This window comes from Bacillus sp. LSHTCR4 (assembly GCF_057197025.1).
Window position 1 is genome coordinate 2,406,918 of record NZ_JBXUNO010000001.1, and the last position, 26,771, is coordinate 2,433,688.

Here is a 26,771-nt window from a genome sequence, read left to right on the forward strand (position 1 = left end):
CAACAATTCACTGCTGAACATATATGGAAACTGATCCTCCACTCACTTGGAACTTTCCCCAACCATCCTTATTAATTGTTACAGTATTTGCTTGATTACCCGTAATATCGTACCATACTTCCCCTGCGTTATTCTTTCCAACATCCATCCACTTTGACCCTCCTGGTCCATCAGAGATTAATGTTGCTAAACCAGAATTAGCATGTACACTATCACCTTCTCTTGTCCAGCCAATCACATCTGGATGATCAAAATAATCACGCTGCGTACCATATGCAAAGTTTTTTCGTGCCGTCAAAATCGGATCAATTTTGTCCTTTAACGCTGGAATTTCATAGTTACTATTTCCTTTTGTACCATAGTAATCACCATAGAAAACAGAAGGATATCCCTCTGCACGAGTTAAAATAAATGCATATGCCAAAGGTTTGAACCAAGGGCTCACTACAGATTCCAATGACTGACCAGGCTGTGAATCATGATTTTCAACTAGCGTAACTGCAAGTGTAGGGTGATTCGCAACTACTGTTCCTTTTAAAATATTTCTCATATCATAATTTCCATTTCCTGTTGAAGCATAATGAAAATTATAATGAAGTGGTGCATCAAATACAGATTGATTATAATTGACTTTCGCTAAATAATTATTTAAAGTCTGGATATCATTTTGCCAATATTCAGCTACTGTAAACATTTCTTTCCCTGTTTGCTGTCTGACATGATTTACCCAATCGCGTAAATATTCATGATCAATATGTTTAACAGCATCTAAACGAAAACCATCTAAATTTAATTCATTCGCATACCACGTCCCCCAATTTTTCATCTCATTCGCAACATCTGGATGATCAAAATCAAGGTCTGCATACATCAAATAATCATAATTTCCATTCTCGCTAGACACTTCCCAGTCCCATGCTTTACCTATCCCCCTAAATTTATAAATTCGATTTAATTTCCTTCCTTCATCCCAATCCGTTCCGTCAAAATGATACCATTTCCATTTGAAATTAGAATAAGAATCTCCACGCCCTGGAAAGTTAAATCCTGTCCAAGCACTAATTTCATAATCACCTGATACCTCAATATTTCGATTGCTTGGGTCTACCTCAACTGCTGTGACAGTTTCTGTATAATCAGCCCCACCTTTATGATTCATAACTACATCACCGTATACATCGATGTTTTTCTTATGTAAAGCGTCAATTGCAGACTTCAATTGTGCTTTCGTCCCATATTTCGTCCGCACTGTTCCCTTTTGATTGAATTCCCCCAAATCATATAAATCATATGCTCCATATCCTACGTCATTTTGCGTAGTTCCTTTATATGCAGGTGGTATCCAAACAGATGTAATTCCCTTTTGAGCTAAATTTTCAGCATCCGAATGCAAGCGATTCCAATGATTCCCATCATTTGGAGCATACCACTCAAAATATTGCATTAACGTTCCATTGTTAACCGTATCTGCATACGCTTTACTCCCCCCATATATACTAGGTAAAAACATAACAACCGACAATCCGACTATTGTTATTCTTTTAAACATCTGTACTCCATCCCCTCCTAAGAAAACGTTTGCATAGTTTATCAGAATTATTATAATATTCACCCCTCTGTTAGTAAAGTATCAATCTCTCACTCTTCCACATTATTTTTAATCAAACTTCAAATATTCAACGTAGTTTTCATTTCACATCCCATTCAAGATTGTTTACAATTTATCTATAAAAGCATAACGGAGGGATTTCTATGACCGACTTTCAAAAACAATTTTTCACAAGATTAAATATAGAAGAAAAACACAAAGTTTCATTTAAAGATTTACCCAACATTATGTACGCAATGGCACAAACTGTCCCATTTGAAAACTTAAATGTTCTCGAAAAGAATTTTAAGGAAATATCAAAAGAAAATTTAAAAGAAAAAATTTTAGTAAACAACCGTGGCGGTCTTTGTTATGAACTCAATCCTACTATGTATTACTTCCTTAAAGACACTGGATTTGATGTTCATCTCGTTTCAGGAACAGTGTACAATGCTGCAAATTCTATATGGGCTGTTGATTCTGGCCATATTGCAACCGTTTTAACACATCATAATGAACTTTACTTAATTGAAGTAGGATTCGGATCATACTTACCGCTTGCACCAGTCCCTTTCTCAGGTGAAGTCGTTCAATCCGTTACAGGAGATTATCGTATTCGTAAGGAAATGACCGAAAAAGGAAACTACGTGTTAGAGATGCGTAAAAACAATGAGTTTTTGGATCAATCTTCTACTGATGATTGGACGTTAGGCTATGCATTTTATATAGAAGAAGTGGATGAAGAAAAAGCAAATGCAGCACAAAAAATTATTGTTGAACATGAGGGCTCACCATTTAACAAAGTACCTCTCATTGTAAAACTAACTGAAGATGGGCATGCATCTTTAACGAAGGATAGTCTGACAATAGCGAAAAACGGTGCAAAAACAAAAGAAACCGTTATAGATGTACAATATAAAAATCTTTTACATTCAAAATTCGGAATTACATTATAATTTTTGAAGCCTTGCCATTTTAGCAAGGCTTTTCAATTTTCAGCAGGGATTTTTTGCAATTTGTTGTATTTCATAGTTATATAGGAATATAACTACATATTTAGAAAGGAAATGATTATGACTGAACTTAAAGATCGACTACAAGTAGATGAGAAAGAGAAATGGGATTTAACGGATATTTATCATACAATTGAAGATTGGGAAAGTGATTTCCAAAAAATCGAAGTGTTAACGAAAGAATTACACGAGTTTAATGGCAATATTTACGATGGTAATAGCTTATTAGCTTATTTAACAAAGAGTGAAGAGATTTCTAGCATCATATCTTTAATGTTCGCTTATGCACGATTACAATCTGATCTTGATACGCGCGATACTGAAGCTCAATCTCTTGTCGATAAAGTATCACAATTACATGTGAAAGTAAGTGCGGCTAAATCTTTCTTTTCCCCCTTCTTACTTAGCGTAGATGAAAACACATTACAATCTTACATAGAAGAAGCAGACGGTTTACAATATTATAAAGAAGACTTATTTGAATTATACCGTTATAAAAAACACGTATTAAATAAGGACCAAGAAGAGATTTTATCACAAATGGGCGAAGCACTCTCCTCCCCTCAACATACATATGGCATGTTAAATAATGCAGATATACTATTTGGTGAAGTGACTACTGATGATGGAGAAAAAGTAACTTTAACGCGCGGTATGTATGCAAAGTTAATAGAAGATGAGAATCGCGAGAAACGTAAAGAAGCCTATAAAGCTTATTACAAACCATACGTTCAATTAAAGAATTCTATCGCTTCTACTTTATCTGCTGCTATTAAAAATAATGTTACTGTTTCAAAGCTAAGAAAATATCCATCAGCCCTAGAAAAATCATTATTTGGCGACATGGTTCCGAAAGAAGTATACGAAAACCTAATTGATACAACGAAAAAAAACATTCAATCTTTACATACTTATAATAAACTTCGAAAAGAAAAATTAAATGTAGATGAACTACGCCAGTACGATTTAAGCGTTGATTTAGTATCTGGTGTAAAACAAGACATTCCATACGATAAAGCGTTTGACATAATGATTGAATCACTAGCTCCTTTAGGTGAAGAATATATTGAAACATTAAAAAGCTTTAAAGATAAACGTTATATTGACGTAAGAGAAACACCTGGAAAACGTTCCGGTGCTTATAACTTTGGTGTATATGGTGTTCATCCATTCATTCTTTTAAATCATCACGATGATTTAAATAGCCTTTTCACTCTTACTCACGAATGTGGGCACGGTATGCATACGCACTACTCACACGGATACCAACCAAGAATTTCTGCACACTATACTATTTTTGTCGCAGAAGTCGCTTCTACAGTAAATGAAGTGCTCTTAATTCATCATTTATTAAAAGAAGCAAAAGATGCTGATGTACGTAATCATTTAGTAAACCATTTCATCGAGAAATTTAAAGGCACTTTCTTTACACAAATCATGTTCGCTGAGTTTGAAAAAATCACACATGAAATGGCACAGCAAGGTAAACCATTAAATGCCCAAACTTTTAGCACGGTTTACGAAAACTTGTTTAGAGAATATAATGGCGACTCCCTCGTATTTGACGAAGAAGTAAAATACGGCTGGGCTAGAATACCGCATTTCTATCGTCCATTTTACGTATACAAATACGCAACTGGATTCGCTTCTGCAATCCAAATTGCCGACAAGTTATTGAGCGGCGATCCAAATGCTCAAAAACATTATATTGAATTCCTTAAAGGCGGAAGTTCAGACTACCCATTAAACTTATTGAAAAAAGCTGGTGTTGATTTAACTACGCCAGAACCGATTGAAAGTGCATTAAATCGTTTTAGTGAACTTGTTGAAGAATTTTCAGCATTATAAAAAGCATGCAGAGTATATACTCTGCATGCTTTTTCATTTCGGTTACTTTATACTGAATGTTGCTGCGTTACGCAATGAATCATGCCACCATACGCAAATAGCTCATTTATATAAATGCCGATAATTCTTCTTCCAGGAAACTGTCCTTCAATGATTTGGAGCCCTAACTTGTCATGTTCATCACCGTATATAGGAACTACTACGACTTCATTTCCTATATAAAAATTCAAATATGAACCCTTACATTCTGCTTCTTTTACCACTTTTCTTGTCACTGGTACTGGTATGAGCTGAAATGGCTTTCCATCTAAATTTCTTGCCTGTCGTAATTCTTGATAATGCTTTTCGTACGCATCTAAAAGGTAGGGCTCCCCTTCCCCGAAAGGATCATATTCATAAAGAATTGTATTTTCATTTACAAAACGTGCTGCGCCATCAATATGGTAATCCGTATCTTCATCATAATTATCCTCACCGCGAATGCCAGTTATCCATATAAAATTCGTTACCCCCAAATACTTCGTTAACTCTATTTCAATCTCTTCCTGACTTAGTGTAGGATTTCGGTTTTCATTTATAATAGAAGTTTTTGCCGCCATTAAAGTTCCATTTCCGTTTATCTCTATTCCCCCGCCCTCTAGACAAACACTAGATTTAACTTTTGGAATGCTATACATTTCACTTATTTTCACCGGAATAACAGCATCCTTTTTATACGGATATTTCTCCCCCCAGCCATTAAATATCCAGTGTGTTAAGCAGAGATTGCCTTTCTTATCCTTTACAAAGATCGGTCCATTATCTCGTATCCAAACATCATCCATTTCTTCAATTAAAAAATCAATTTTATCCATATCCACTTTCGCTTCCGTTAACTTCGATTGGACATGTACTTTTTCTTTCTCATCATATACAACAATATGCACAGTTTCTCCGTAATGAAGCTCCTTTACCATCGTTACCCAAATATCATCTAACTTAACTCTGTATCCTTCACCTCTATGAGTTCTATCATGAGGCCATTGGAGCCATGTCCCCTCATGCTTCTCCCATTCTGCAGGCATATAAAATAAACTTTTTGTCATACGTGTTCACCCCTTCTTTGAATGTAAGTACAGTCTATACTTTGACATCGTGTTAAGGTCAACAAAATACTTGTGATTAACAAAAGAATAAAATAAAACTTTGGTCATTCCTTACCGATTATTAAGTGAGGTCATCAGGTTTTATGTGCAGTTAATTTCTCATCAAACCTGCTCGTGTTCTCTGAATCTTGAGGTAGGTATCGTTACTACTTGCTAATGCGAGATAAAAAAGAATACCTATTCGAAGGCTAATCATTACGGTAAAGCCCAAGCGAATATATCATTACACAGACACTATAATTATTTTCCGGAATTTTCCAAATAAAAAAGAGAGCATTCAAAGTCTGCTCTCTTTTTTAACTCGCTATATGTATTGCTATTTTATATGAGTATCAATAAATGATTATATCCACTTTTAATCTAATTCACTAATCGCTGTCCAATAAGAACATACAGCTTCTCTAGCTTGCTTCTCTGAAGGAAATCGTTCAATATTTGACAAAAAACTTCTCCCTTTATATTGAAATAACTTTTCTTCTCTAAACGCTTCTATTTCATATTGCGCAACCTCTCTGTGCAATATATATTGATTCCCCACACGCTCAATTAAATAGTTGGACGGTTTAATAATTTTATCCTCAAAAATCTCTAGATTCGCTTGCATTAATTTCATCAACGTCGTTCCTTCCATCTCTATTATCCTTATGATAAACGGTTTCTATTTGTAAAATTAGCATTAAAAATTTTCGTATTTGGAACTTCATCCATACATGGACATAATATTAATCCTTATTCTCATTCTATTTTCGTAACTAAAAAACAAATTTGTGTCACATACTCTTCTACTAAACAATCACATTCAGGTCCCTTTATATACACTTCATATGGATGACCATCTATTATATAACCGTTTTTTCCCACCCACTCTTCTAATGCCATATAAGCATAACCTATATAGTCATAGCTACCATAATGCATAGTAGTAACAATTTGATGTTGATGTATCTTTTTTATTTCGCATCCTTGTAATCCATCTTTATCTTCACTATCCATAACCGGAATTCTTAATTCAATATCACTGTGCCCCGGCATAAACTCTTCATCATAAAAAACGGTAGCAGGAGAGCCTACTATTTGCAAACTATTTTTTTGTACTTCTTCATATAAATCATAAAAATAATCATCCATATAATCTATATCTATTTGTAACCTTTGAGCAATTACGGTTATTTCATTTCTCGTTCCATTTAATATATCGTAATTTCTATGGCGAGCAGTATTTAAAGCATAATTCATATTGACCATTTCATTCATTTCAGAAATAACCTGTAAATTTTGTTTCACCTCATGAGACAACTCGATAATTTGCGCTTGCATATGGTGAATAAATGAATCTTGATCTGATGACTGCAGTATTACTTTAATTTTCGGCAAAGGAAACTTGTACTCCCTCAGCTTTTTAATTTTCAAGGCTATCTCTAACTGCCCTTGCTCATAAAATCTATAACCATTTACTGGATTCACATATGCCGGTTTCAATATTTCCTCTTTATCATAATGCCTTAGCATCCGTGTACTCATTTTACAAATCCGAGAAAATTCAGTAATCGTATACATATACATACCCCTTGAATACATTTTCTTTTGTAAACTTTATTATTAAAACCAATCTAAAAACTTTCTAATTGAAGAACCTTCATTCTGATTGTTTAATCTTTTCATTTTTGAAGGTAACAAATGACTCGGACAATACCACGTTAAACAATTCATTGCGCCTCCCATAGTCGAGATTTCTCCTACATGAATTTGAATAACTTGTTTCTCTGTATGTTGTTGAATATATCGTAAAACTTCTCTATCTTTAGCTAGCCCAAACTTAGGGACGTAAAGAGCATCACATGTTTCTAACATATTTATATATAATCCTTTTGCCGATGCTATTTCTTGATCATATTGCCCTTTCTCTGTATATGAGGAAGGAACAACGATAAATTCAGCTTCTGGCATTTGCTCTTGAATTATCTCTTGAACATGATATCTAAATTCATCATCCCCTAAAAAATCACTAATAAACATCGTATGTTCACCAATAAATTTAACCATTCCGTCCGCGTGTGCCAGGACATCTCCCTCTTCAGCAGGAATAATTATAACTCGGCTCACATCTAAATCCCACTCTAATTGCTCAATAATTTCCTCTTCTGTCCAATCATCATTATCATCAAATATGCGTTCTGTTAATATAACGGTATCTTTTTTATTCCAAATCAGATTACCACCATCTAATATTAATGGGGATTTCACATATTCAAAGTCATTCTTTTTCAACCATTTATTAAACTGTTGATCTAAATACCGCCCTTGATCATCTGGCAAATAATTTGGTCGATATTTAAATTTAACAAGATGATTCGTTACAACTGGCGCTACATCTCTTAGCCAAATATCATCATACTCAAAAAAGCTTGTATGAAAGTCTTGTTCTTCAACAGATAAAGAAATAAATTGATCTGTAGCTCCCTTTTTTTCATTTAAATTTTCATTAAAATAAATAAGTTCTTCATAAAACGGTTCATAATATTCATTTGATTCATCTGGTATCGCAGTAAAAATAATTCCTTTTTGTTTTTGTTCCATTTCCTTTCCCTCGCTTTTTTATAATAATGAAGTAGCCAGCTCTTCCTCAACATTTCTTGAATGGATGATAATATTATATATTTATATAAAAAATATAAAACCGTCGTTGAGCTGTAATTTGACTCGTGACACGATTTCAAATAATTTTTTATAACAACATTCTAAAATTAATAGTTGTACACAATTAACGATTACATGATTTTTCAACCTGATTCATATCCATGACTTCTAACAGACCGTTTTGATTGTATAAATTCAATAAATTCGTTTCTACGCCTATACAAATCCCTTCTAACGGAAGGTCATTTGGATCTTGACCAAAAGGATCTTCAATTTCAACTCCTATCGCTTCAATACCAATAAACGCAAAACTGATAAACATAGTTGCAAGCACTGTAACCCAGCCAAGACTATCAACAAGACCAATCGGTAAAGTCCCGCAAAATATGAGCAATAAGATTTTTATATGCGCAAAATAGGCAAAAGGAATAGGTGTCGTTTTGATACGATCACATCCCCCCACAGCCGTAAGCATATTATTCAAATCCGTTTCCATATTAATTATTGCATTGGGATGAATTTGACCCATTTTCAAACCTTTTGATAATATAGTTTTTAACATAAGAACGATACTAATCGGTAAATGCATAGACTGCTCCAACATTTCCTTCTCCTTCTCAGAACAAACATTTAATAATTCTTTTATTTCAGATAAATCTTTTTCGTCTCTCAAATGTCCTTTCGCTATCTTCGGAAAAGCAATTAATAAATGTAAAAATTTCAGTTGTTCCTGATCCATCTTTTTCCCCTCGGAATCCCAATAACATAAAAAACTAACTGCTAAATTTCTACTACAAGCACCAATTGTGCCAAACAACTTTCTACCTTCCCAATATCTATCATAGGCAGTGTTAGTACGAAAAACTAATAGTAAACCTAAGGAGCCTCCAACAATTATCCAAGGGGTTTGATTCATTTTTATTGTTGCATAATAATAATGAATTACAGTTACTACCGTTGATACACATATATATAATAAAATTTGCGGGAAAATATCTCTTATTACTGTTCCCTTTAATGTAAATATTTGATGTAAACTATTTTGATTATTGTAATGCACCATATTTACAAAAACCTCTTCTCTTATTAACTTTTTATTCTTTAAAATCATGAGAGTATACAATTACATAGTAGAATCATAAATCCTATCATGACGAAACTCGTTAAAATTATTTCTTTCAATACCGTTACTCCTTTTTTCGTCAAAAGATATAACTCTTTTTAAATTCAAATAACAAACATTCACTCTTCTAAATCACGACGCATTATTTTAGAATTTGCAATGAATAAGGCACTAATTAGTACAAGAATCGCACAGGCGTATAACAATGAATCTATCGGACTATCGTGATCAATAATAATAAGACGAACGATAGCTGTTATACCTATATAAATAAAATATCGTAATGGGAAATGAAAATTCATTTGAAAATACTTTATAATCATTACAATAAATTCAAAATATAAAAAGAATACGACGATACTATCAATCAAATGATAACTAGATTCTTCACCATTTATTTTCAGCTCTTGTATAAATTGAATGACTTCTTTCATTAGAAACACACTTAATACAATCCCTAAACAAATCAAAGCTACATTTAAAATGTACTGTAGAACGATAGGGAAAAATAAAAATACTATTTTAAAATTCTTTAACACAGAAACCTTTCTCCTTTTCCATATAAATCGAAAATTGAATACATACTATAATTCATTTATCATTGCATTTATATTTTTTATTGTTATAAATAATAAGGAATGACAAAATAGGCAAAGATAATCTTTCACCTATTTTGTCTATATAGCAGCACAACGTAATTTCAATCCATTACTTCAATGCAATTGGCTGTTGCTGTGTAACACAATGAATCATACCGCCATTTTTATAAAGCTCTCTCACATCAATACCAACTACTTTACGATCTGGGTATAATTTTTGAATCGTATCGTTTGCAATTTTATCATTTGGATCATTATAATTTGGCACCAATACCACTGTATTCCCAATATAATAATTGATATATGACCCTTTATAATCGAGAGTTTTTCCATTTTCTAATACAACTTTTTCTTTACTAAGCGGTAAGTATTCATACTTATATTTCTTTCCTGCAGCATTTTTTGCATCTAATAATGTAGCCATATCTTTATTTGATAAACCCCATTCGGCTAGGTCATCTTCTTTCATCGTTACAATGGTAGATTTATTATGGAATTTAGCAAATCCATCAATATGAAAGTCCGTAATATCTAAATTCGGCACTCCATCTAACCAAATAAAGTTTGATACCCCAAGATCACTTATATATTTTTCAATTTCCTTTTCTGATAAATCAGGATTTCTATTTTTATTCGTTACCGCACTTCGAGTTAATAAAGCAGTCCCATTGCTATCTAATTCAATTGCGCCTCCTTCAAGGACAAATTTCCCCCAATCAATTCTTTCAATCCCTGCTTGTTTACTCACATTTTCACGTATACGAGCATCATTTTTGTACGGCGTTTTCTTTCCCCACCCATTAAATGCTGGATCTAATATTTTTAAATTTTTATTATTGTCATAAACAAAAATCGGTCCACTATCTCGTGCCCATACATCATCAGTAGGAGCGATAAAGAAATCAATTTTATCCATATTCAGTCCTTTATCTATTAAAAGTTTATTGATTCGCTCTTTCTCCTCCTCATCGTATGCAACAATATGGACTTTTTCTCCCTCAGTTAAAGCACTTGCCATCTTAACCCAAATCGGTTCAACTTCCTGCTTATACTCTTCACCATATGTGTATTCATGAGGCCATTGTAGCCATGTACCTTCATGTTTATCTTTTTCATCTGGCATCGTATATTTCCCGACGGTTTTCTGTACCTCTACTTTTTCATTCCCTTTCCCTTTAGCATTTTCATTGTTCCCCTCAAAAGAGCATCCACTAATAATCGTTGTAGATAATGTAGCCATTAAGCAAAACTTTACTATTTTTTTCATTTTGTAAACCTCCTGTTCTTGTCTCCAATAATGTAAAGCTTCACATAGTGTTAAGCTCAAGCTTTTTTATCGATGTAAAATTTACCAATTAATCTTCCGCATAAATTCATTACGAATAGATAAAATTCACACAGTAACTTTCCTATATTTAACATCCATATCATTTAACTTCCTATACAAAATTATTCTAATATCACCCTTTCATCATTACTTCTTCAGTAAGCTGAACATCCCCAAACAAAAAAATCGGTATTGATAATTACATATCAATACCGATTTTTAAATTATTATTTTCCTTCTATTAAATCATTCGCCATTTTCCTAAAATCTTGATTAAATGTATCATTCATACCATTTTGGACATTAGAGAATAATATGACAAACGTTTTCTTATCCCAGTTAAAATTATTAAAAGTATTCCAACCTGCCAATACGCCGTGGTTATGATAATAATCTGGATACGTATAGAAACTAAATCCATATTTTCTTGCAGGTGATGCCGTAAACATATCTAATACACTTTGTTTAGATAACAGTTTTCCATCCATTATTGCCTCATCTAATCTTTTCATATCTTCAACAGTCGTATACATTTCACCACACCCATACAACCAGTTCATTTTTAAGCGGGGTGCAGCTATTAATTCATTATCTTTTCTCGTATAACCTTCTGCTAAAAAAATATCTTCTGGGAGAGTCGCCCCCATTCCAGATTCACGCATGCCAGCAGAAGTAAAAATATTTTCTTTGACGTATTCAGCGAGCGGTTTATTCGTAATTTTTTCTACAATATATGCAAGCACCATATAATTATAGTCTGTATATTTCCAGCCTGTCCCTGCAGGAAATTGCAATTTTTGCGCTCCAATCCATGTTACTAACTTTAAACGTGACCCTGCATCCACCCTACCTTGTCCTTGATCTGGCAAGCCAGATGTGTGTGTTAATAGATTTCGTAACGTAATGTTTTTATCTGCTGGAAACGATGGAATATACTTATTTACATTGTCTTCAATGTTTAATTTTCCTTTTTCTTTTAGCTGCATAATAGATATTGCAACGACCGTTTTCGTAATAGAACCAATACGATATTTCGTTCTTGGTGTTGTTACTACTTTATCTTTCACATTCGCATATCCATAACCTTTTTGTAAAATCACATGATCTTTACTAGCTACAAGAACGCTCCCATTAAATCCTTTATCTTTTAAATATTGATCTAGTTTTCCAGCTACAGCTTCATAGCGTTTTTTCTCAGTTGCATTAACTTCTTGCATATCGTCCTTTTGCTTACTATTTACATTAGAAAATGCCTTTATATCATATTTCTTACCTTTATTTGCATGTATGAGTGCAACGACACTCCCACAAAAAATAGCAAAAATAAAGAAAACGATTAACCATTTCTTTAGCATAATAGGAACCCTCTTTTATATAGTTTCACTTAACGTACATCCATTCTGTTCTATATCTTTTAATTTTCAAATATTTTATAATACTACCTATTATTCACCTAAATGAACTAGATTCCTTTTTCTCATATTCAGTTTTTGGCTACTCTCTATTGTATTTCTTTCTTGCAAAATTTCCACCTTACAATCGGATGCACCCTACTATAATTTCAACATCTTATGTAACATTTGTTACACACGATAAGAAACGGAGTTGTTACGATGAAAAATACTGACAAACACAATCGCTTAAATGATAGGGCGTTTCATTACAGGGTAACAAAAAACAACATAGTTTTAATTGAATATTACGTAAAACGGATTATGATATTAAAAGGAAATGACGCTGAAAAATTTTTATACAAAATAAATCATGCACATAACGATACAGAAAAACAACTCATTATGGCTAAAGTAACAGGCAATTTCAAAAGAGGAAATGAACGCAACTGAAAACGAATCTCATTTAAATTTTAATTATACAACATATAAAAAAGAAATGTCGCTCATTCGGCATTTCTTTAGACTTTCTTCATAAAAAATTTACATTGCTAACTTTCTTTTATTTTTGCTATATAAAGTGAAACTTTAATCAGTGGTGTTTTGTCCGTCCCCACTGATTATTAGCCCACCCCAATCCGGCTTTTACTGGCTGCCTGGCAAATTGCGGGATAAACTCACTGCCGAAATACTTAGTAATACCACTATACAAAACCATGCATACGTATATCCTTTCGCGTCCACAATATAACCAAATAAAACAGGTGCAATAATAATCGCAATTTGATTTAATGTAAGCGCCAAACCCACTGTTATTCCTACAGATTCTTCACTTGCCAATTCAGCAACTTCGGCTATAAAAAGACTAAACCATCCAATTGAAAAGAATCCTAACAATGCACTTACACCATACAATACTCCACTCGTTATTGTATGTATACTTATTACTAACAATAGAACCAAACCGATAGAAGCACAGACAGTTATAAATAAAGGTATGCGCCGATTCCCCTTATAAAACACATCACTAATAGCTGCTAATACAACACGACCAATCATTCCAGAAAAGAACATAACTGAAAATACTGTTCCGGCTACAATAGATGTAATTGATTGTTCCCTTACTAAAAATTTCATGAAGTGTCCAACTAACACCATTTGTAATGAAATCATGCAAATACCCGCCATATAAATTGGATACAACTCTTTTTTGCATATCGCTACTTTTAGCTGTGTCCAAAAAGAAACTTTAGTATGTTCTTTCCTTACTTCCGCCTGAACATATGGCTCTTTATAAAACACAAAAAATAATAGCCCTCCAATAATACAAATGCATGCAATACTATTTATCGCGTAAGTCATATTATATTGTATTGTTAGAAACGGGATTAGCACTCCCGCTAACGCGCCACCAATCGGTATACCAGCTTGCCTTATTCCCATCGCTAACCCACGATTTTCTTTTGGGAACCATTTTAAAATCACTTTACTTCCTCCTGGCTGGGAAACACTATAAAACATGCCCATTAATAAAAGTACAAATAATAATCCATTAAATCCATTTACTATATTAGTCAGTAAAAGCGAACTCCCTAGCAAAAATGAACTGATAGAAATTAATCTTTTTTCATTATATTGATCAAGTAGCCGACCGACAAAAAGCATACAAAATAACGGTCCAATATTTACAACACTTACTAATAATCCACTCTCCGTATTCGTAAGTGCATATTCTTCTTTCCAAAATAAAGCGAAAACCCCGACACCATACGTTATAAGTGTCGCTGTTGTTTGAGCAATCGTCGCAACAATTAACATAACCCATTTATTAGTACTATTCACCCTTTCTTCAATCAACATAATAATCCCTCCCCCCTTCCATTGTATGAAAGTTCTGATATCATATAAAATAAAGATTCATCATATAATCCATCAAAAAAAATGATACCTTTTCGGAGGGATGATACGTGGACATAAAAGATTTAACTGTATTTTACGAGGTCGCGAAGGAAAATAATATTTCTCACGCAGCGAAAAATTTGAACTACGTGCAATCAGGCGTAACAATGCGTATGAAACAACTAGAAAATGAATTAGGCGTGCCTTTATTTTACCGTAACGGAAAAGGTGTAACTTTAACTTCTAACGGCGAGATTTTATTAACATACGCCAAACAAATTATCCACTTAATGGATCAATCTATAAAAGCGGTTCAAAGTAATGGAACTGATCCTAAAGGTACTTTAAAAATCGGGTGTACAGAATCTACAACCGCGGTAAGGCTGCCATCTATATTAACGGCCTATTATGAGAAGTACCCAGAAGTCGAATTGATTTTGGAAACAAATACGACTGAACAACTAATTAAGCTTGTATTAGAGCGAAAACTAGACGGAGCGTTTATAGCTGGCTCTACTCAGTATGCTGAACTCCATACAAATGTATTTCATAAAGAAGAATTAGTTCTCATTAGTAAAACACCTTTGTCCTCTCTTAAAGACATAGAAGATATGAATTTACTCGCTTTTAGTCACGGGTGCTATTATAGAAGTTTATTAGAAGACTGGCTTCAAGAAGAAGACATCTCGCCTAAACGAGTTTTAGAATTCGGGACAATCGAAGCTATACTTGCATGTGTAAAATCAAGTATGGGCGTAGCGATTATGATGAAATCAATTTTGAAGGGGCATGAACATGACGTATCATTCAACCCTTTACCAAATAGCTTCAAAAAAGTTCCTACTACTTTCATTACTAGAAAAGACATATTTCGCTCAGCTGCATTACAAAAATTTATGGAGATGACTCACAATGCATGAAAAGAAAATACGTGGTATGAAACGAAAAACAAACACTATGATTAAACACATTGAGGAACATACAAAAACGTTCCCTTCTACTTTCTATAACGATGAATATTGGTATATGCCTTTACCAGTTTCTCAAGCTTTTATCGAGTCTCATAAAACACCTAGAAAAGTAAAACGATTATGTATACAAACCTTAATAGATCGAGTAAATCATTTAATAAAAATAAAACCGAGTGATACACATACATATCGAGTTGTTACTATAATTTCTATAGAAAATTTATGGAGATCGCAAATTATCGTATTTAAAAACGATGACTACTTTCAAAATTTTTTTAATAGAAATAATGAATTTCAAACATGGATTCCTCTTTCAAATGAAATTAATTTTTGGGAAACATGGGGAATTTCAATTTGCCCTACTGCCCAACTGTTGCACTTTCAAGAAGTCATTTATGATGAAGATGCAATCGATAAAAAAGAGATTTGGTTTATTGGAGAGTTATCTTAAAAGGGGTACTTTCAAATGAAAAGCTTCCCTTTTTTCACCTGACAAAATCGCTATATAATGAATTTATCATTTTACTATATAGGAGGTTTTCAAATGGTAATACCTAAATATCCTGATGTCCCTACTCTTACGAAAAAACAAATCGATCAAATTACAGAAATCGCTTTTCTAAAAGAAATAACACCACAAAAATGTGATGCAATATTCGTTTTCGGCGGTTCACACCCTGGCAATTGGCAAGCTCCTCTAGAAGCTTATCGACAAGGTTTAGGAAATAAAATTATCGTTACAGGTGGTACTAGTTTGCATGGCATGAAACATCCGAGCTGGAATTACGGGGATTTGTCAGATGCAGAAGTAATTGTAAATAAATTACTTGAACATGGCGTACCAAAAGATGCTATCATGTTCGAGAAAAACTCCCTCCATTCTATCGCTAATGTAATAGAAGCGAAAAAGATTTTTGATTTTACAAAGATTAATCGGCTACTATTTGTTTGCAAAAGCTTAGGCGCTGGTCGGCAATACAGAGTATTAAAAAAACATTTACCTAAAACTATTACTTGTATCCCATATACATTTAATACAAGTTTCGATGGTGAGTTTATAATTAATAGATATAATTGGATGGAAAATGAAAAAAGTCGCTCTATGATTTTTGGAGAATACTTGAGAAATATTTGCTACGGTAGAAAGGGCGGCATTGAGCCACCTGAAAATGAGGTTGAAGGTTTAGAAGAATATGTATCCTATTACTATAATCTAGCATAATAGAAAAAGGTATACCAAAATGTCGGTATACCTTTTCTCCTATTTATTTTTCTTTTAACACACTATGTAATCGATCAGGATAATTTGTAAACATTCCTGTAGCACCCCATTTCATTAACAATCTCATATCTGGTTTCTCATTAATTGTATAAGGATGAATTAGCAGTCCATTATTTCTAGCCATTTTCATATATGACTCATCAATAATTAGTTCTCCGTTATCATTACGTAAGTTTGGTCCAATACCAACTGCATACTTTTTAATTTCTTGAAAATCTTCATTTGTTACACTTTTCGGTTCATGTGTAATGCCAGACCATTCAACAATCTCATTGTTTTCATTTGGATAATACCAAAGCAGTTGAACTAACGGAATATTTTTATTCATACTATGAATCTTTGTTAAACTATCTTTACTAAATGACTGAATCATAACACGGCTAGAAGACATGTTTTGACCTATTAAATTATATTTTTCTAATAAAGCTAATAATTTCTCTTCCATTCCTGGATACACATCTGGTGATTTTGTTTCAATGTAATACTTCATGCTTCTTCCGTACTTTTGGAAGATTTCTTCAAGAGTCGGAACTTTTTGACCAACATACTCTTGCTTAGCCTTTTCTGGATAAGCTTTATTGAACCACGATCCTGCATCTAAACTCTTTATTTCACTTAATGTTTTATCCCGTACTTCCCCTGTACCATTTGTAGTTCGATCAACGGCTGTATCATGCATTGCAATCAACTGGCCGTCCTTAGTTAACTGAATATCTAACTCCAAATAATCCGCTTTCATTTTTTTCACAAGATCATAAGAAGCAAAAGTATGCTCAGGTGCATGTCCACTTGCTCCGCGATGTGCAATATTTAAAAACTTATTCGTATTCCCTTCATGCTTTCCTTCTGCTTTCGCATGAACAGCTCCCCCAGCAAAGATACTTCCCATCATAAAGAAAATAACTAAAACGCTAATAATCTTTCTCATCCTTCTAACCCTTCCTACGTTGTAAATTTCAACAAGTTAATGAGATTCACACGAAATAGAAGATATATTTTCATTATTTTTATAAGCTTATATTAAAATTTCAGTCTTACAAATATACTTTCCCTATGTTATTAATATAGAAAACTATTTATTTTCTATATCTCTCCTTTCCACATGTAACTTCCCTATTGTGTGCGGTTCTTCCAATAAAAAAAACCATAATTTATTTAGAGGACACTTCTGTATCCCTAAATAAATTTATGGCTTATCTCACATATCTCCGGCCTCGATTAACTTGTCGAAATTAATCATACCAAACCTATTAAAATTTGTGAATATTATTTTTTCAGTAAAGTGAGACATATAAGAAAGTATTTCCGTAGTTACTTAAAAATCACATAATACATTTCTCATTACCTCTTCCAGCATTACCGCTGGATTTACCACTTCTTGTTCCGAACGCCATCCAATAAAGCCATCTGGTCTAATTAGTACAACTCCTTCATTCTCTATTCCATATAATTCACAAAAAACATTTTCTTGAGTAATAAAGTCTCCCCTTAAACCAACGCTGTAAACTTTTATATTTATTCCTAATTTAGATGAAACATCAAATACAGCTTCAGCCCAAGGGCTATTGTCTACTCCAGTAAGTAATACAAAATTGTTACCAAATAAGTCTAATATAGAAGCTTCTTTCCCTTTATACATCCCCCAAAAGTGCGGCGCTCGCGTTCCAGGTCTCCCGTTCAACTCTACGCTATCCATTCTATGTGGAGTGACTGAGTCATCTATAATCGTCTCTGAACAATACTGATATCCAACTGTAACAGCTAAACCATCCATATTATTCAAACTGCCTTCCTCTCTATTCGCAGCACGAAACAGTAAACTACTTGCATAAGCTGTCGTTAATTTTGCAACAGGGTATCTCTCTTCATGATATGTTTCTAACAATTTTGGTTTTGCCTTGCCTTTTATAACAGCCGCTAATTTCCAAGCTAGATTGTGCGCATCTTGTATTCCTGTATTTGAACCAAACCCTCCAGTTGGCGGCATAATATGTGCAGAATCGCCAACTAAAAAAACGCGATTATCTTGAAATTTTGTAGCAGTACTTTCAGTCGCTTCCCACGGTAAAACACTTACTATTTCTGACTCAACATTTGTACTTCCTATTGCGGTTTGAATAATTTGTTTACAACGTTCTATAGTAAAATCCTCTAGTCGCTCTCCTTTTAATGGATCGTAGGATACATGATAAATCCATCTTCTTGCATTATCGACTGGAATGAGTGCACCGAGAACTTCCGGATGAAGTACCATAGAGAAACCAAATGCATCTCCTTGTATAAACTCGCTTAAATCCGCTTCAAAATAAATATTCATATAATAGCCACCGATTGTACCTCGTCCCTCCGTACTTATCCCTAGCTGCTCACGTATTTTACTTTTCGCTCCATCTGCTGCAATTACATAGTCACAATGTATGACACTTTCTTTTTCTGTTTCACGATTTCGAATCGTTGCTTTTACCCCGTTTTCATTTTGTTCAAATGAAACTAATTCATGATAAAAAGATAGTTGCCCGCCTAGCGTTTTCACTTCTTGTAACATCATCTCTTCTAAAATTATTTGATAACACGCAGTTTGTTTTGATGGACTAATCTTTTCTATTTTTTGAAGTAACTCTTCATCGTTTCCGTATTGCGTCGCTCTCATTTGTTCCAATTCTTCTTTATTCGCCTCAGCTATTGTATGAACTACTATTCTTCCTCGGCAGTTCTCTAATGCTTTACCTGCCAATTTAATTCTTTGTTCCAAACCTAATTCTCGAAATAACTCCATTGTACGTAAAGTAAGACCGCCTGCTTTCGGATGAATGGCAGTAGACGGATGCCTTTCAATAAGTAAGTACTCAATGTTATGTTTTGCAAGAAATAACGCAGATGCTAACCCTGATAATCCCCCTCCAACAATTAAAACTGGTACATCATTCGATTTCATATATTTATCCTCCACATCATTGTTCTGAGCTCAGTGATATAAATATAATCAAAAAAACAACAAAGATATAGACTTATATTTCATTTTGAATTATCATATAGATAGATTACGCCCCAAATTACTTTTACTTTTTCATACAACTATAATCCGCTTGTATTATGCGTGTATGAAAAAGTAAAATGAAAGAACTCACTTTAGTAGACGCCAAAATAATGAAAACATTATAAGCGGTCATAACCCTAAAAATTATCCAGGGTTACGACCGCTTAATTTTTTGTTCAATGGCTTAACCATCCTCATCTGGAAACAACGTATTATTAAATCATTTTCTATTTTTAAAACTTTATCCATTCTTATATGTAATTCTTTTCTACCCCCTTATCATTTTCAACATAAAAAATTCATTCGTCTCGATTTTCTTTCCCAATATTGCAGCTCATACAACAATCATGTAGCATTATCGTATCGAAGTAATGGTCCATCATCTTAAACCTTTCGACTAATTAGCAGGAGGTAAAGCGATTGAAATGAATAAACAAGAACAATTAAATATTATAAAAAGAGATTTTATTGATTCACAAAAAGTGTTATTGGCAATTGGTGATGAAACACGGCAAGCTATTTTGTTAGTTCTAATGGAAACAGAATGTCAAACCGGATTACGTGTAGGCGAAATTACGAAACAAACACATCTTTCTCGACCAGCAGTATCACATCACCTTAGAATTTTACGAGAAGCCGGTATTATTTTAATGCGAAAAGAAGGTACAAAAAACTTTTATTATATTGATATACGTACAAAATTAAGTTTATTAAAAAATCTTGTATTAGATATTGAAAAACTATTGCACAACTTTTATTGAAATCTGGAGGTATAAAAAATGAAAGCGATGATAATTGATAAGTACGGAAAAGTCCCAATGCGTATGGCCGAGCTACCTACTCCTAAAATAAATGAGTATGAAGTGCTCGCAGAAATTCATGCAGCTAGTATTAACCCAATTGATTTTAAAATACGTGATGGAAAAGTTAAAATGTTACTGAAATATGAAATGCCTCTAATCCTTGGGAATGACTTTTCTGGTGTCATCACGAAGGTTGGATCAAAAGTAACTCGTTTTAAAGTCGGTGATGAAATATATGCTCGTCCAAGAAAAAATAAGATTGGTACTTTCGCGGAGTATATAGCCATTCATGAAAATGATGTAGCTTTAAAACCAAAAAATTTAAGTTTTGAGGAAGCGGCGTCGATTCCACTCGTTGGCTTAACATCTTATCAAGCTTTACATGACATCATGCAATTACAAAAAGGACAGAAGATTTTAATTCACGCTGGATCTGGTGGTGTTGGTACTTTCGCAATTCAGTTAGCAAAAATAATAGGTGCTACTGTTACAACGACTGCAAGTGAAGCTGGTGCGAATTTAGTAAAATCTCTTGGCGCAGATGAAATTATTAATTACAAAACAGAAAAATTTGAAGATATACTAAAAGATTATGATGCAGTATTTGATACAATCGGCGGTACAACACTTGAAAAATCATTCAACATTATAAAAAGCGGTGGCAACATTGTTTCCGTTTCAGGTATGCCGAATGCTCGATTCGGTAAAGAATTCGGTTCGGGATTTTTCAAAACACTCTTATTTTCATTAGCAAGCAAAAAACTTACTGCACTTGAAAAAAAGCATAATGCTCGATATTCATTTTTATTTATGAAGCCAAGCGGCGATCAATTACGCACTATTGCAAACTATATTGAAGCTGGCAAAATCAAACCGGTAATCGATCGCGTTTTCCCTTTTGAAGATGCTCAAAAAGCAATGGAATATTCAGAAGCTGGAAGAGCAAAAGGGAAAATAATTGTAAAAATCAAATAATAATAAAACCTCCATTTTTTTAATGGAGGTTTTAAATTTGCTGTTAAATAGACATAGTGTAGTGAAGTCCTTACAATAGATTGCAAGGGGAAATATCATATTATACTTTTAGCTAATTTTACAAAGAATACATACGTACAAATACATAATAAAAAAATAAACAAGGAGGAGATAAAATGACTAAAAATAATGAAGCAGGTTGGAATTTAGATAATAGTTATGCTACTTTGCCAAAATCATTTTATACAGACATCCCCCCTACTCCCGTAAGTTCACCGGAGTTAGTTAAACTAAACCATTCGCTAGCAATATCTCTTGGCTTTAATCCTGAAGAACTGAAGAAAGAAGCCGAAATCGCTATTTTCGCCGGTAATGCTCTCCCAGAAGACGCTCATCCATTAGCTCAAGCATATGCTGGTCATCAATTCGGACATTTTAATATGTTAGGCGACGGTCGTGCTCTTTTAATTGGCGAACAAATTACTCCTTCAGGAAAACGTTTTGACATTCAGCTAAAAGGTTCTGGCCCTACTCCGTATTCACGCCGCGGTGATGGTCGTGCTGCACTCGGTCCGATGCTACGTGAATATATTATTAGCGAAGCAATGTATGCACTTGATATCCCAACTACCCGCAGTTTAGCAGTTGTCACAACTGGTGAACCAACCTATCGTGAAACAAAGTTACCTGGAGCTATTTTAACTAGAGTAGCAAGCAGCCATATACGCGTCGGCACATTTCAATATGCTGCAGCTCGCGGCTCAATCGAAGATCTTCAATCGCTAGCTGACTATACAATAAAAAGACATTATCCAGAAATTGAAGATCATGAAAACCGATATACTGCATTGCTACAAGAAGTCATCAAAAAACAAGCGAGCCTCATCGCTAAATGGCAACTTGTTGGATTTATTCACGGTGTAATGAACACTGACAATATAACAATTAGCGGAGAAACGATTGATTACGGACCTTGTGCATTTATGGACAATTACGACCAAGGAACTGTATTTAGCTCTATTGATACACAAGGTCGCTACGCATATGGAAATCAGCCATATATGGCCGCATGGGATCTCGCGCGACTAGCTGAATCTTTAATACCAATCCTGCACGAAGATGAAGAAGAATCATTAAAGATTGCTCAAGATGAAATTTCAAAATTTAGTGTACAGTATGAAAACCAGTGGTTCCTTGGAATGAAAAAGAAATTAGGACTATTTAGCAATGAAGAACAAGATCAATCACTTATTGAGCAACTTTTAAAAATGATGGAGAAATATAAAGCGGATTACACAAATACATTCCGTTCATTAACTCTTGATACGTTAGAAAATACCCCTCTATTCGATAGCCCTGAATTTAAAGAATGGTACAAACTGTGGCAATCTCGATTAGAAAGGCAGGAAGAATTGAAAGAAAATGCCTACGAAATGATGAAAAATAATAACCCATCCATCATCCCTAGGAACCACCGTGTAGAAGAAGCATTAGAAGCAGCTGTTACAAGTGGAGATTATAGCGTAATGGAGAAACTCCTTGAAGCTCTAGCAAATCCTTATGCGTATTCTACAGATCAAGAAGAATACTGCGTTCCACCTGCGCCTACGAATCGTCCTTATCGTACTTTTTGTGGGACTTGATTGTTTAATCTGTAAAAAGGTGTGTTTATACAAATTGTGTGAACGCACCCTTTTTTATATTTTCATCTCTCAACTAGAAATTTAAAATGCCCCCTCCCCCGACACCTTTTCTTTACTCCAAAACAAATTAATACTATTCCAATCGGCTTACTGAAAAGTTTGTTAAACAAATATTGAGAAATAAAAATCGTATTTCTAAATATTGTTATTTTTGATACTATATTTTATAAGAATATTCAAAAAAGCGAGGGGATTTCATGAACGTTCAACTACAAGGTAATGAACAAATCACAAAATTATTTAATGATTGGTATTTAGCTATGCTAAAACAAGATGTGTCCCAGGCAACAAACTTAAAGCATGAAATTGAGGAAAAAGAACTAAACTTTGAAGAAGATGAAAACTTAGCATTATACTATTCTCTACTGGATTTTCGTTTCAAAGTTTTAACTGATGGTTTAAGCATCACAAAAGACAGTTTCAATAAAATAGATTCTTACGCGATTTCACCTAATCACCAACTTTCTTACTACTATCATTTATTTAAAGCGATTCATGCTACTTTAACAACAAATTATAATTTAGCAAGTGAACATTACGAAAATGCTGAAAAGCTATTAGTTAATGTTTCAGATAAACTAGAGGAAGCTGAGTATAATTACCGATTCGCCATCTTTAATCAACATTTTTATAAACCGATTGATGCAATTCAGCAAGCAACAAAAGCCAGAAACATCTTCATGACTGAAAATGGATTTGAGATAAAGTTAGCACTTTGCGACAATATAATAGGTTCCTCATGTGTATTCCTAAAACAATATGAACAAGCAGAGGAAAAGTTCAATTCTGCTCTTTCAATTTTACAAAAACTAAACGAAAAGGATTTAGTATTAAGCGTTCGCAATAATCTAGGTTGGCTCTATGCAAGTCAAAACCTGTCTTCTCTAGCGATTCGACATTTATCAGAGGTAACAACCAAAGTGCCTACACACTTTAAAGCACTCTTTTTACAAGCCAGAGAGCATTATAAACTTGGTGAAATAAACATTGCTGAAGAATTTATTAAAAAAGGATTGGGAGTTTGTACAGAACTAAACAATATTGAATATATATTTCATTTTAAAATTTTAAATTCCCTTAACAATAATGAGACAACTGAAGATCTAGAAAAGATTATTCTTGAAGGAATTACGTATTTCGACAAAGAATCTTTATATAACTACACTCAAGAATATTCAGAGAAATTAGCAACTAAATTTTATAATGAAAATAATCATGTGAAAGCGAGTGAGTATTTTCATAAAGCGTTACAAGCAAAAGAAAAAACGTTTGAGAAAGGAGCTCTAAAATGATTAAAAAAATTAGTTCTGTCGTTCTAGGACTGTCTGTTATCGGTATTATTTCTATTGGGATAAATAGTTCTTTTACATATCAAGCAAGTCACGCCGATCTCCCTGCACCACAAAGACCTGATTTTGTTCAATCTGTTGACGTAAGTAAAGACTACAACTCAACCACAGCTGAAAAAACACTTTAAAGAACGAAAGACCTTCATTTAAGAGGGTCTTTTTTTTAATGCGCTTATTTAGATGTAATCGAATATTTCTTCATACAGAGATTTCCATATGCCTCCGACGGGATTCGAACACGCTTCCCTACGGAATTTCACCGACAGGAATTCCACCTGTCTCAGCTTATTTGCTTTTCGGTGCTTCTGAAACCTTCGCCTTGCGACCCGGTGCGACATGTTTTCCGGCGCTCTTCCCTTCTAGAGCTACCGAGGCATTTTTCTTGCAAGTAAAATATATTTCTACAAAATTAGTAAATCACCTTTATTTTACCAAACTCATTTTGTTTCTTTCATCAATTCCGCAATCCCCTTACTCCCCTCACTACCAACCTTCTCAAGCTTCTCCACAACTAATTTTCTTCTTTCCACAGAATGATTTTGACTTAACTTCGCTTTTCCTTCTATTTTATTTATCTTTATTTTGAACCCAACTATTCCCTTACTTAATCCTGCCATATAATTCGGATCTACATCGTTTAATGAGTACATGCTCTTTGAATCTTCATATGTATGTACTAATTTTTGAAGAGAGTCTATTAATTCCTGTTCATCTTCAACAATTTCTAATTCACCATATACATGCACCGCAACGTAATTCCATGTTGGCACCGCATTGTTTGTTTCATACCATGACGGTGAAATGTAACTATGTGGCCCTTGAAATATAGCGAGTACTTGTTGATTCCCACTATCTTTCCACTGGTCATTCGGACGTGCGAAGTGACCATGTAAAATAAGGGTCTCCCTATTTAATAACAACGGTAAATGCGTCGCATATGGTTCCCCGTTATGTTGAGAAAATAACGTTGCAAAGCTATTTTGTTCAATTATTTCATACTTTACCTCTTCATCTTGTATTGCAAAGTATTTTGGTATGTACATATTCTCCCTCTTTTCCAACCTTTTATTTCTCATTATATTTAAATCTCGTAGCATTCAACAGGGCCAGTTTGTATTTGTTTTATAATGGCAGCGTTCTACTTCAAAAAAATAAGCAGCATGTATTCCATGCCGCCTTAGTTTATTTCTTCTAATATATTTGTAATAAATTTCGTCTTACCTTCACTATAGCTCGTTCTACTTTTTGACTCTCTTGCTAACTCTTCCTTTAAATGTCCATATTCAACAGCAACACCGTCATGTTCACGAAGGTAATCACGAAACGCTATATGTCTTCTTAACTCTTCACTTTCTTTATCACAAACATACAAATGATGTTCCATCCAATCTGTATTTTCTCCGTCCCACGGAACGAAATCGTCCTTTCTGCCAAACGCCTCTCTCCCTTTACAACTCCATTCTGCCTGATGATAGTATCCTATCGCTTCAAGCTTTGTTACTACTTCAGGAAAAATTTCATAATCTTCTATTACAATATCAATATCTAATATTGGTTTTGCTGCAAGTCCTTTAATAGATGTACTCCCAACATGTTCAATGGATAAAATGCTGTCTTCCATCACATCGTTAATGAAAGTTTGTAGCTTATTAAATTCACTTTCCCATTTGATGTTATATTCTTCGATAGTAATTCTCTGTTTCAACGTATCCCACTCCTCAAAAGCAATTATAACCTTTGAATATGAGTATCCTTAAAATCCGTCTCATATTTCAACCCATATCCAAACATTCGATCCATTCCAATATGTGCTGTCCATATTAGGCCTATCATAATAACGGTATCTATCTTAAAATAAACACCAATGATAACAATTAATATCGATATGATATATGTGTGAAATAAATTATAAATGCTAGCCCCCACATGATTATTGATCCCATACGCTAACATAGATAGATCTGGCGCTAATAGGAATACCCAAAATATGATCCAACTAAATTCATATAATGAATACGTATAAATCGCGGCCAAGAATACAACTAAGCCTTCAAAATGTATAATGCGTTTTTGCATTCTTT

At 33.8% G+C, this 26,771-nt stretch carries 26 protein-coding genes; 11 read left to right on the forward strand and 15 right to left on the reverse strand.

Annotated elements, in window-relative coordinates:
- Positions 1-7: 7 nt before the first annotated feature.
- Positions 8-1,549, reverse strand: a complete 1,542-nt coding sequence (gene amyS, locus AC2CGR_RS12385; RefSeq protein ID WP_131100431.1) for an alpha-amylase — start codon at positions 1,547-1,549, stop codon at positions 8-10.
- A gap of 203 nt (positions 1,550-1,752) precedes the next feature.
- On the opposite strand from amyS, the gene AC2CGR_RS12390 reads away from it, so the two are divergent.
- On the forward strand, positions 1,753-2,544 hold the full coding sequence (locus AC2CGR_RS12390) for an arylamine N-acetyltransferase family protein (RefSeq protein WP_087967439.1): 792 nt from the start codon (positions 1,753-1,755) through the stop codon (positions 2,542-2,544).
- 117 nt (positions 2,545-2,661) lie between these two features.
- The gene (gene pepF, locus AC2CGR_RS12395) at positions 2,662-4,449 is read left to right on the forward strand and encodes an oligoendopeptidase F (RefSeq protein ID WP_087967437.1); all 1,788 of its coding nucleotides are present in this window, start codon (positions 2,662-2,664) and stop codon (positions 4,447-4,449) included.
- A gap of 47 nt (positions 4,450-4,496) precedes the next feature.
- On the opposite strand, the gene AC2CGR_RS12400 is transcribed toward pepF, so the two are convergent.
- The 8 genes from AC2CGR_RS12400 to AC2CGR_RS12435 all read right to left on the reverse strand — a co-directional run bounded on the left by AC2CGR_RS12400 (position 4,497) and on the right by AC2CGR_RS12435 (position 12,635).
- A complete protein-coding gene (locus AC2CGR_RS12400; RefSeq protein ID WP_484480882.1) occupies positions 4,497-5,534 on the reverse strand; it encodes an agmatine deiminase family protein in 1,038 nt (345 codons plus the stop codon).
- Between the two features lie 415 nt (positions 5,535-5,949).
- The gene (locus tag AC2CGR_RS12405) at positions 5,950-6,207 is read right to left on the reverse strand and encodes a hypothetical protein (protein WP_484480920.1); all 258 of its coding nucleotides are present in this window, start codon (positions 6,205-6,207) and stop codon (positions 5,950-5,952) included.
- A gap of 122 nt (positions 6,208-6,329) precedes the next feature.
- Positions 6,330-7,151 carry a MerR family transcriptional regulator gene (locus AC2CGR_RS12410; RefSeq protein WP_000288087.1) on the reverse strand — a complete coding sequence of 274 codons (822 nt, stop codon included), beginning with the start codon at positions 7,149-7,151 and terminating at the stop codon, positions 6,330-6,332.
- Between the two features lie 42 nt (positions 7,152-7,193).
- Entirely contained in the window at positions 7,194-8,171 is a 978-nt protein-coding gene (locus AC2CGR_RS12415; RefSeq protein ID WP_071679920.1) for an agmatine deiminase family protein, read from the reverse strand.
- A 184-nt stretch (positions 8,172-8,355) separates the two neighbouring features.
- Entirely contained in the window at positions 8,356-9,294 is a 939-nt protein-coding gene (locus AC2CGR_RS12420; RefSeq protein ID WP_000233825.1) for a bestrophin family protein, read from the reverse strand.
- Between the two features lie 179 nt (positions 9,295-9,473).
- Positions 9,474-9,893 carry a phosphate-starvation-inducible protein PsiE gene (gene psiE, locus AC2CGR_RS12425; protein ID WP_000916565.1) on the reverse strand — a complete coding sequence of 140 codons (420 nt, stop codon included), beginning with the start codon at positions 9,891-9,893 and terminating at the stop codon, positions 9,474-9,476.
- 169 nt (positions 9,894-10,062) lie between these two features.
- Positions 10,063-11,220: an agmatine deiminase family protein gene (locus AC2CGR_RS12430; protein WP_484480883.1), complete on the reverse strand. Its 1,158-nt coding sequence runs from the start codon at positions 11,218-11,220 to the stop codon at positions 10,063-10,065.
- Positions 11,221-11,507: 287 nt separating this feature from the next.
- Entirely contained in the window at positions 11,508-12,635 is a 1,128-nt protein-coding gene (locus AC2CGR_RS12435) for a serine hydrolase domain-containing protein (protein WP_131100437.1), read from the reverse strand.
- A 258-nt stretch (positions 12,636-12,893) separates the two neighbouring features.
- Between AC2CGR_RS12435 and AC2CGR_RS12440 the strand changes: the two genes are divergently transcribed.
- Positions 12,894-13,124: a hypothetical protein gene (locus AC2CGR_RS12440; RefSeq protein ID WP_087967428.1), complete on the forward strand. Its 231-nt coding sequence runs from the start codon at positions 12,894-12,896 to the stop codon at positions 13,122-13,124.
- A gap of 192 nt (positions 13,125-13,316) precedes the next feature.
- Here the strand turns inward: AC2CGR_RS12440 and AC2CGR_RS12445 are convergent, their stop codons facing one another.
- A complete protein-coding gene (locus AC2CGR_RS12445; protein WP_484480884.1) occupies positions 13,317-14,531 on the reverse strand; it encodes an MFS transporter in 1,215 nt (404 codons plus the stop codon).
- A 107-nt stretch (positions 14,532-14,638) separates the two neighbouring features.
- Between AC2CGR_RS12445 and AC2CGR_RS12450 the strand changes: the two genes are divergently transcribed.
- From AC2CGR_RS12450 to AC2CGR_RS12460, 3 genes are all read left to right on the forward strand, one after another.
- Positions 14,639-15,490, forward strand: coding sequence for a LysR family transcriptional regulator (locus AC2CGR_RS12450; protein WP_071709383.1), 852 nt, complete (start codon positions 14,639-14,641; stop codon positions 15,488-15,490).
- A complete protein-coding gene (locus AC2CGR_RS12455; RefSeq protein WP_061402621.1) occupies positions 15,483-15,992 on the forward strand; it encodes a DUF3916 domain-containing protein in 510 nt (169 codons plus the stop codon). The genes AC2CGR_RS12450 and AC2CGR_RS12455 overlap by 8 nt, the downstream gene beginning before the upstream one ends.
- Before the next feature lie 93 nt (positions 15,993-16,085).
- Positions 16,086-16,763: a YdcF family protein gene (locus AC2CGR_RS12460; protein ID WP_000236532.1), complete on the forward strand. Its 678-nt coding sequence runs from the start codon at positions 16,086-16,088 to the stop codon at positions 16,761-16,763.
- Between the two features lie 43 nt (positions 16,764-16,806).
- Here the strand turns inward: AC2CGR_RS12460 and AC2CGR_RS12465 are convergent, their stop codons facing one another.
- Both AC2CGR_RS12465 and AC2CGR_RS12470 read right to left on the reverse strand, forming a co-directional pair.
- Positions 16,807-17,751, reverse strand: a complete 945-nt coding sequence (locus AC2CGR_RS12465) for a glycerophosphodiester phosphodiesterase (RefSeq protein ID WP_484480885.1) — start codon at positions 17,749-17,751, stop codon at positions 16,807-16,809.
- A gap of 387 nt (positions 17,752-18,138) precedes the next feature.
- The gene (locus AC2CGR_RS12470; protein ID WP_484480886.1) at positions 18,139-19,758 is read right to left on the reverse strand and encodes an FAD-dependent oxidoreductase; all 1,620 of its coding nucleotides are present in this window, start codon (positions 19,756-19,758) and stop codon (positions 18,139-18,141) included.
- 527 nt (positions 19,759-20,285) lie between these two features.
- Between AC2CGR_RS12470 and AC2CGR_RS12475 the strand changes: the two genes are divergently transcribed.
- From AC2CGR_RS12475 to AC2CGR_RS12495, 5 genes are all read left to right on the forward strand, one after another.
- Positions 20,286-20,621, forward strand: coding sequence for an ArsR/SmtB family transcription factor (locus tag AC2CGR_RS12475; protein WP_206701894.1), 336 nt, complete (start codon positions 20,286-20,288; stop codon positions 20,619-20,621).
- Between the two features lie 18 nt (positions 20,622-20,639).
- Positions 20,640-21,638, forward strand: a complete 999-nt coding sequence (locus tag AC2CGR_RS12480) for an NADP-dependent oxidoreductase (protein ID WP_484480887.1) — start codon at positions 20,640-20,642, stop codon at positions 21,636-21,638.
- Between the two features lie 176 nt (positions 21,639-21,814).
- Positions 21,815-23,281 carry a protein adenylyltransferase SelO gene (locus AC2CGR_RS12485; RefSeq protein WP_061402626.1) on the forward strand — a complete coding sequence of 489 codons (1,467 nt, stop codon included), beginning with the start codon at positions 21,815-21,817 and terminating at the stop codon, positions 23,279-23,281.
- A 257-nt stretch (positions 23,282-23,538) separates the two neighbouring features.
- Entirely contained in the window at positions 23,539-24,633 is a 1,095-nt protein-coding gene (locus AC2CGR_RS12490) for a response regulator aspartate phosphatase (RefSeq protein ID WP_484480888.1), read from the forward strand.
- Complete coding sequence (locus AC2CGR_RS12495) at positions 24,630-24,818, forward strand: Phr family secreted Rap phosphatase inhibitor (protein WP_000592021.1); 189 nt, start codon at positions 24,630-24,632, stop codon at positions 24,816-24,818. Before AC2CGR_RS12490 ends, AC2CGR_RS12495 begins: the two co-directional genes overlap by 4 nt.
- Before the next feature lie 309 nt (positions 24,819-25,127).
- Here the strand turns inward: AC2CGR_RS12495 and AC2CGR_RS12500 are convergent, their stop codons facing one another.
- From AC2CGR_RS12500 to AC2CGR_RS12510, 3 genes are all read right to left on the reverse strand, one after another.
- A complete protein-coding gene (locus AC2CGR_RS12500) occupies positions 25,128-25,733 on the reverse strand; it encodes an FMN-binding negative transcriptional regulator (protein ID WP_000275804.1) in 606 nt (201 codons plus the stop codon).
- A gap of 134 nt (positions 25,734-25,867) precedes the next feature.
- Positions 25,868-26,395 carry a GrpB family protein gene (locus AC2CGR_RS12505; RefSeq protein ID WP_000813600.1) on the reverse strand — a complete coding sequence of 176 codons (528 nt, stop codon included), beginning with the start codon at positions 26,393-26,395 and terminating at the stop codon, positions 25,868-25,870.
- 23 nt (positions 26,396-26,418) lie between these two features.
- Complete coding sequence (locus tag AC2CGR_RS12510; protein ID WP_087967408.1) at positions 26,419-26,766, reverse strand: DUF4260 domain-containing protein; 348 nt, start codon at positions 26,764-26,766, stop codon at positions 26,419-26,421.
- Positions 26,767-26,771: the final 5 nt, after the last annotated feature.

Excerpts from the sequence above, each read along its gene's own strand:
- amyS (WP_131100431.1), bottom strand. The coding sequence starts at position 1,549 with ATGTTTAAAAGAATAACAATAGTCGGATTGTCGGTTGTTATGTTTTTA.
- AC2CGR_RS12390 (WP_087967439.1), top strand. The coding sequence starts at position 1,753 with ATGACCGACTTTCAAAAACAATTTTTCACAAGATTAAATATAGAAGAA.
- pepF (WP_087967437.1), top strand. The coding sequence starts at position 2,662 with ATGACTGAACTTAAAGATCGACTACAAGTAGATGAGAAAGAGAAATGG.
- AC2CGR_RS12400 (WP_484480882.1), bottom strand. The coding sequence starts at position 5,534 with ATGACAAAAAGTTTATTTTATATGCCTGCAGAATGGGAGAAGCATGAG.
- AC2CGR_RS12405 (WP_484480920.1), bottom strand. The coding sequence starts at position 6,207 with ATGAAATTAATGCAAGCGAATCTAGAGATTTTTGAGGATAAAATTATT.
- AC2CGR_RS12410 (WP_000288087.1), bottom strand. The coding sequence starts at position 7,151 with ATGTATACGATTACTGAATTTTCTCGGATTTGTAAAATGAGTACACGG.
- AC2CGR_RS12415 (WP_071679920.1), bottom strand. The coding sequence starts at position 8,171 with ATGGAACAAAAACAAAAAGGAATTATTTTTACTGCGATACCAGATGAA.
- AC2CGR_RS12420 (WP_000233825.1), bottom strand. The coding sequence starts at position 9,294 with ATGGTGCATTACAATAATCAAAATAGTTTACATCAAATATTTACATTA.
- AC2CGR_RS12430 (WP_484480883.1), bottom strand. The coding sequence starts at position 11,220 with ATGAAAAAAATAGTAAAGTTTTGCTTAATGGCTACATTATCTACAACG.
- AC2CGR_RS12435 (WP_131100437.1), bottom strand. The coding sequence starts at position 12,635 with ATGCTAAAGAAATGGTTAATCGTTTTCTTTATTTTTGCTATTTTTTGT.
- AC2CGR_RS12440 (WP_087967428.1), top strand. The coding sequence starts at position 12,894 with ATGAAAAATACTGACAAACACAATCGCTTAAATGATAGGGCGTTTCAT.
- AC2CGR_RS12445 (WP_484480884.1), bottom strand. The coding sequence starts at position 14,531 with ATGTTGATTGAAGAAAGGGTGAATAGTACTAATAAATGGGTTATGTTA.
- AC2CGR_RS12455 (WP_061402621.1), top strand. The coding sequence starts at position 15,483 with ATGCATGAAAAGAAAATACGTGGTATGAAACGAAAAACAAACACTATG.
- AC2CGR_RS12460 (WP_000236532.1), top strand. The coding sequence starts at position 16,086 with ATGGTAATACCTAAATATCCTGATGTCCCTACTCTTACGAAAAAACAA.
- AC2CGR_RS12465 (WP_484480885.1), bottom strand. The coding sequence starts at position 17,751 with ATGAGAAAGATTATTAGCGTTTTAGTTATTTTCTTTATGATGGGAAGT.
- AC2CGR_RS12470 (WP_484480886.1), bottom strand. The coding sequence starts at position 19,758 with ATGAAATCGAATGATGTACCAGTTTTAATTGTTGGAGGGGGATTATCA.
- AC2CGR_RS12475 (WP_206701894.1), top strand. The coding sequence starts at position 20,286 with ATGAATAAACAAGAACAATTAAATATTATAAAAAGAGATTTTATTGAT.
- AC2CGR_RS12480 (WP_484480887.1), top strand. The coding sequence starts at position 20,640 with ATGAAAGCGATGATAATTGATAAGTACGGAAAAGTCCCAATGCGTATG.
- AC2CGR_RS12485 (WP_061402626.1), top strand. The coding sequence starts at position 21,815 with ATGACTAAAAATAATGAAGCAGGTTGGAATTTAGATAATAGTTATGCT.
- AC2CGR_RS12490 (WP_484480888.1), top strand. The coding sequence starts at position 23,539 with ATGAACGTTCAACTACAAGGTAATGAACAAATCACAAAATTATTTAAT.
- AC2CGR_RS12495 (WP_000592021.1), top strand. The coding sequence starts at position 24,630 with ATGATTAAAAAAATTAGTTCTGTCGTTCTAGGACTGTCTGTTATCGGT.
- AC2CGR_RS12500 (WP_000275804.1), bottom strand. The coding sequence starts at position 25,733 with ATGTACATACCAAAATACTTTGCAATACAAGATGAAGAGGTAAAGTAT.
- AC2CGR_RS12510 (WP_087967408.1), bottom strand. The coding sequence starts at position 26,766 with ATGCAAAAACGCATTATACATTTTGAAGGCTTAGTTGTATTCTTGGCC.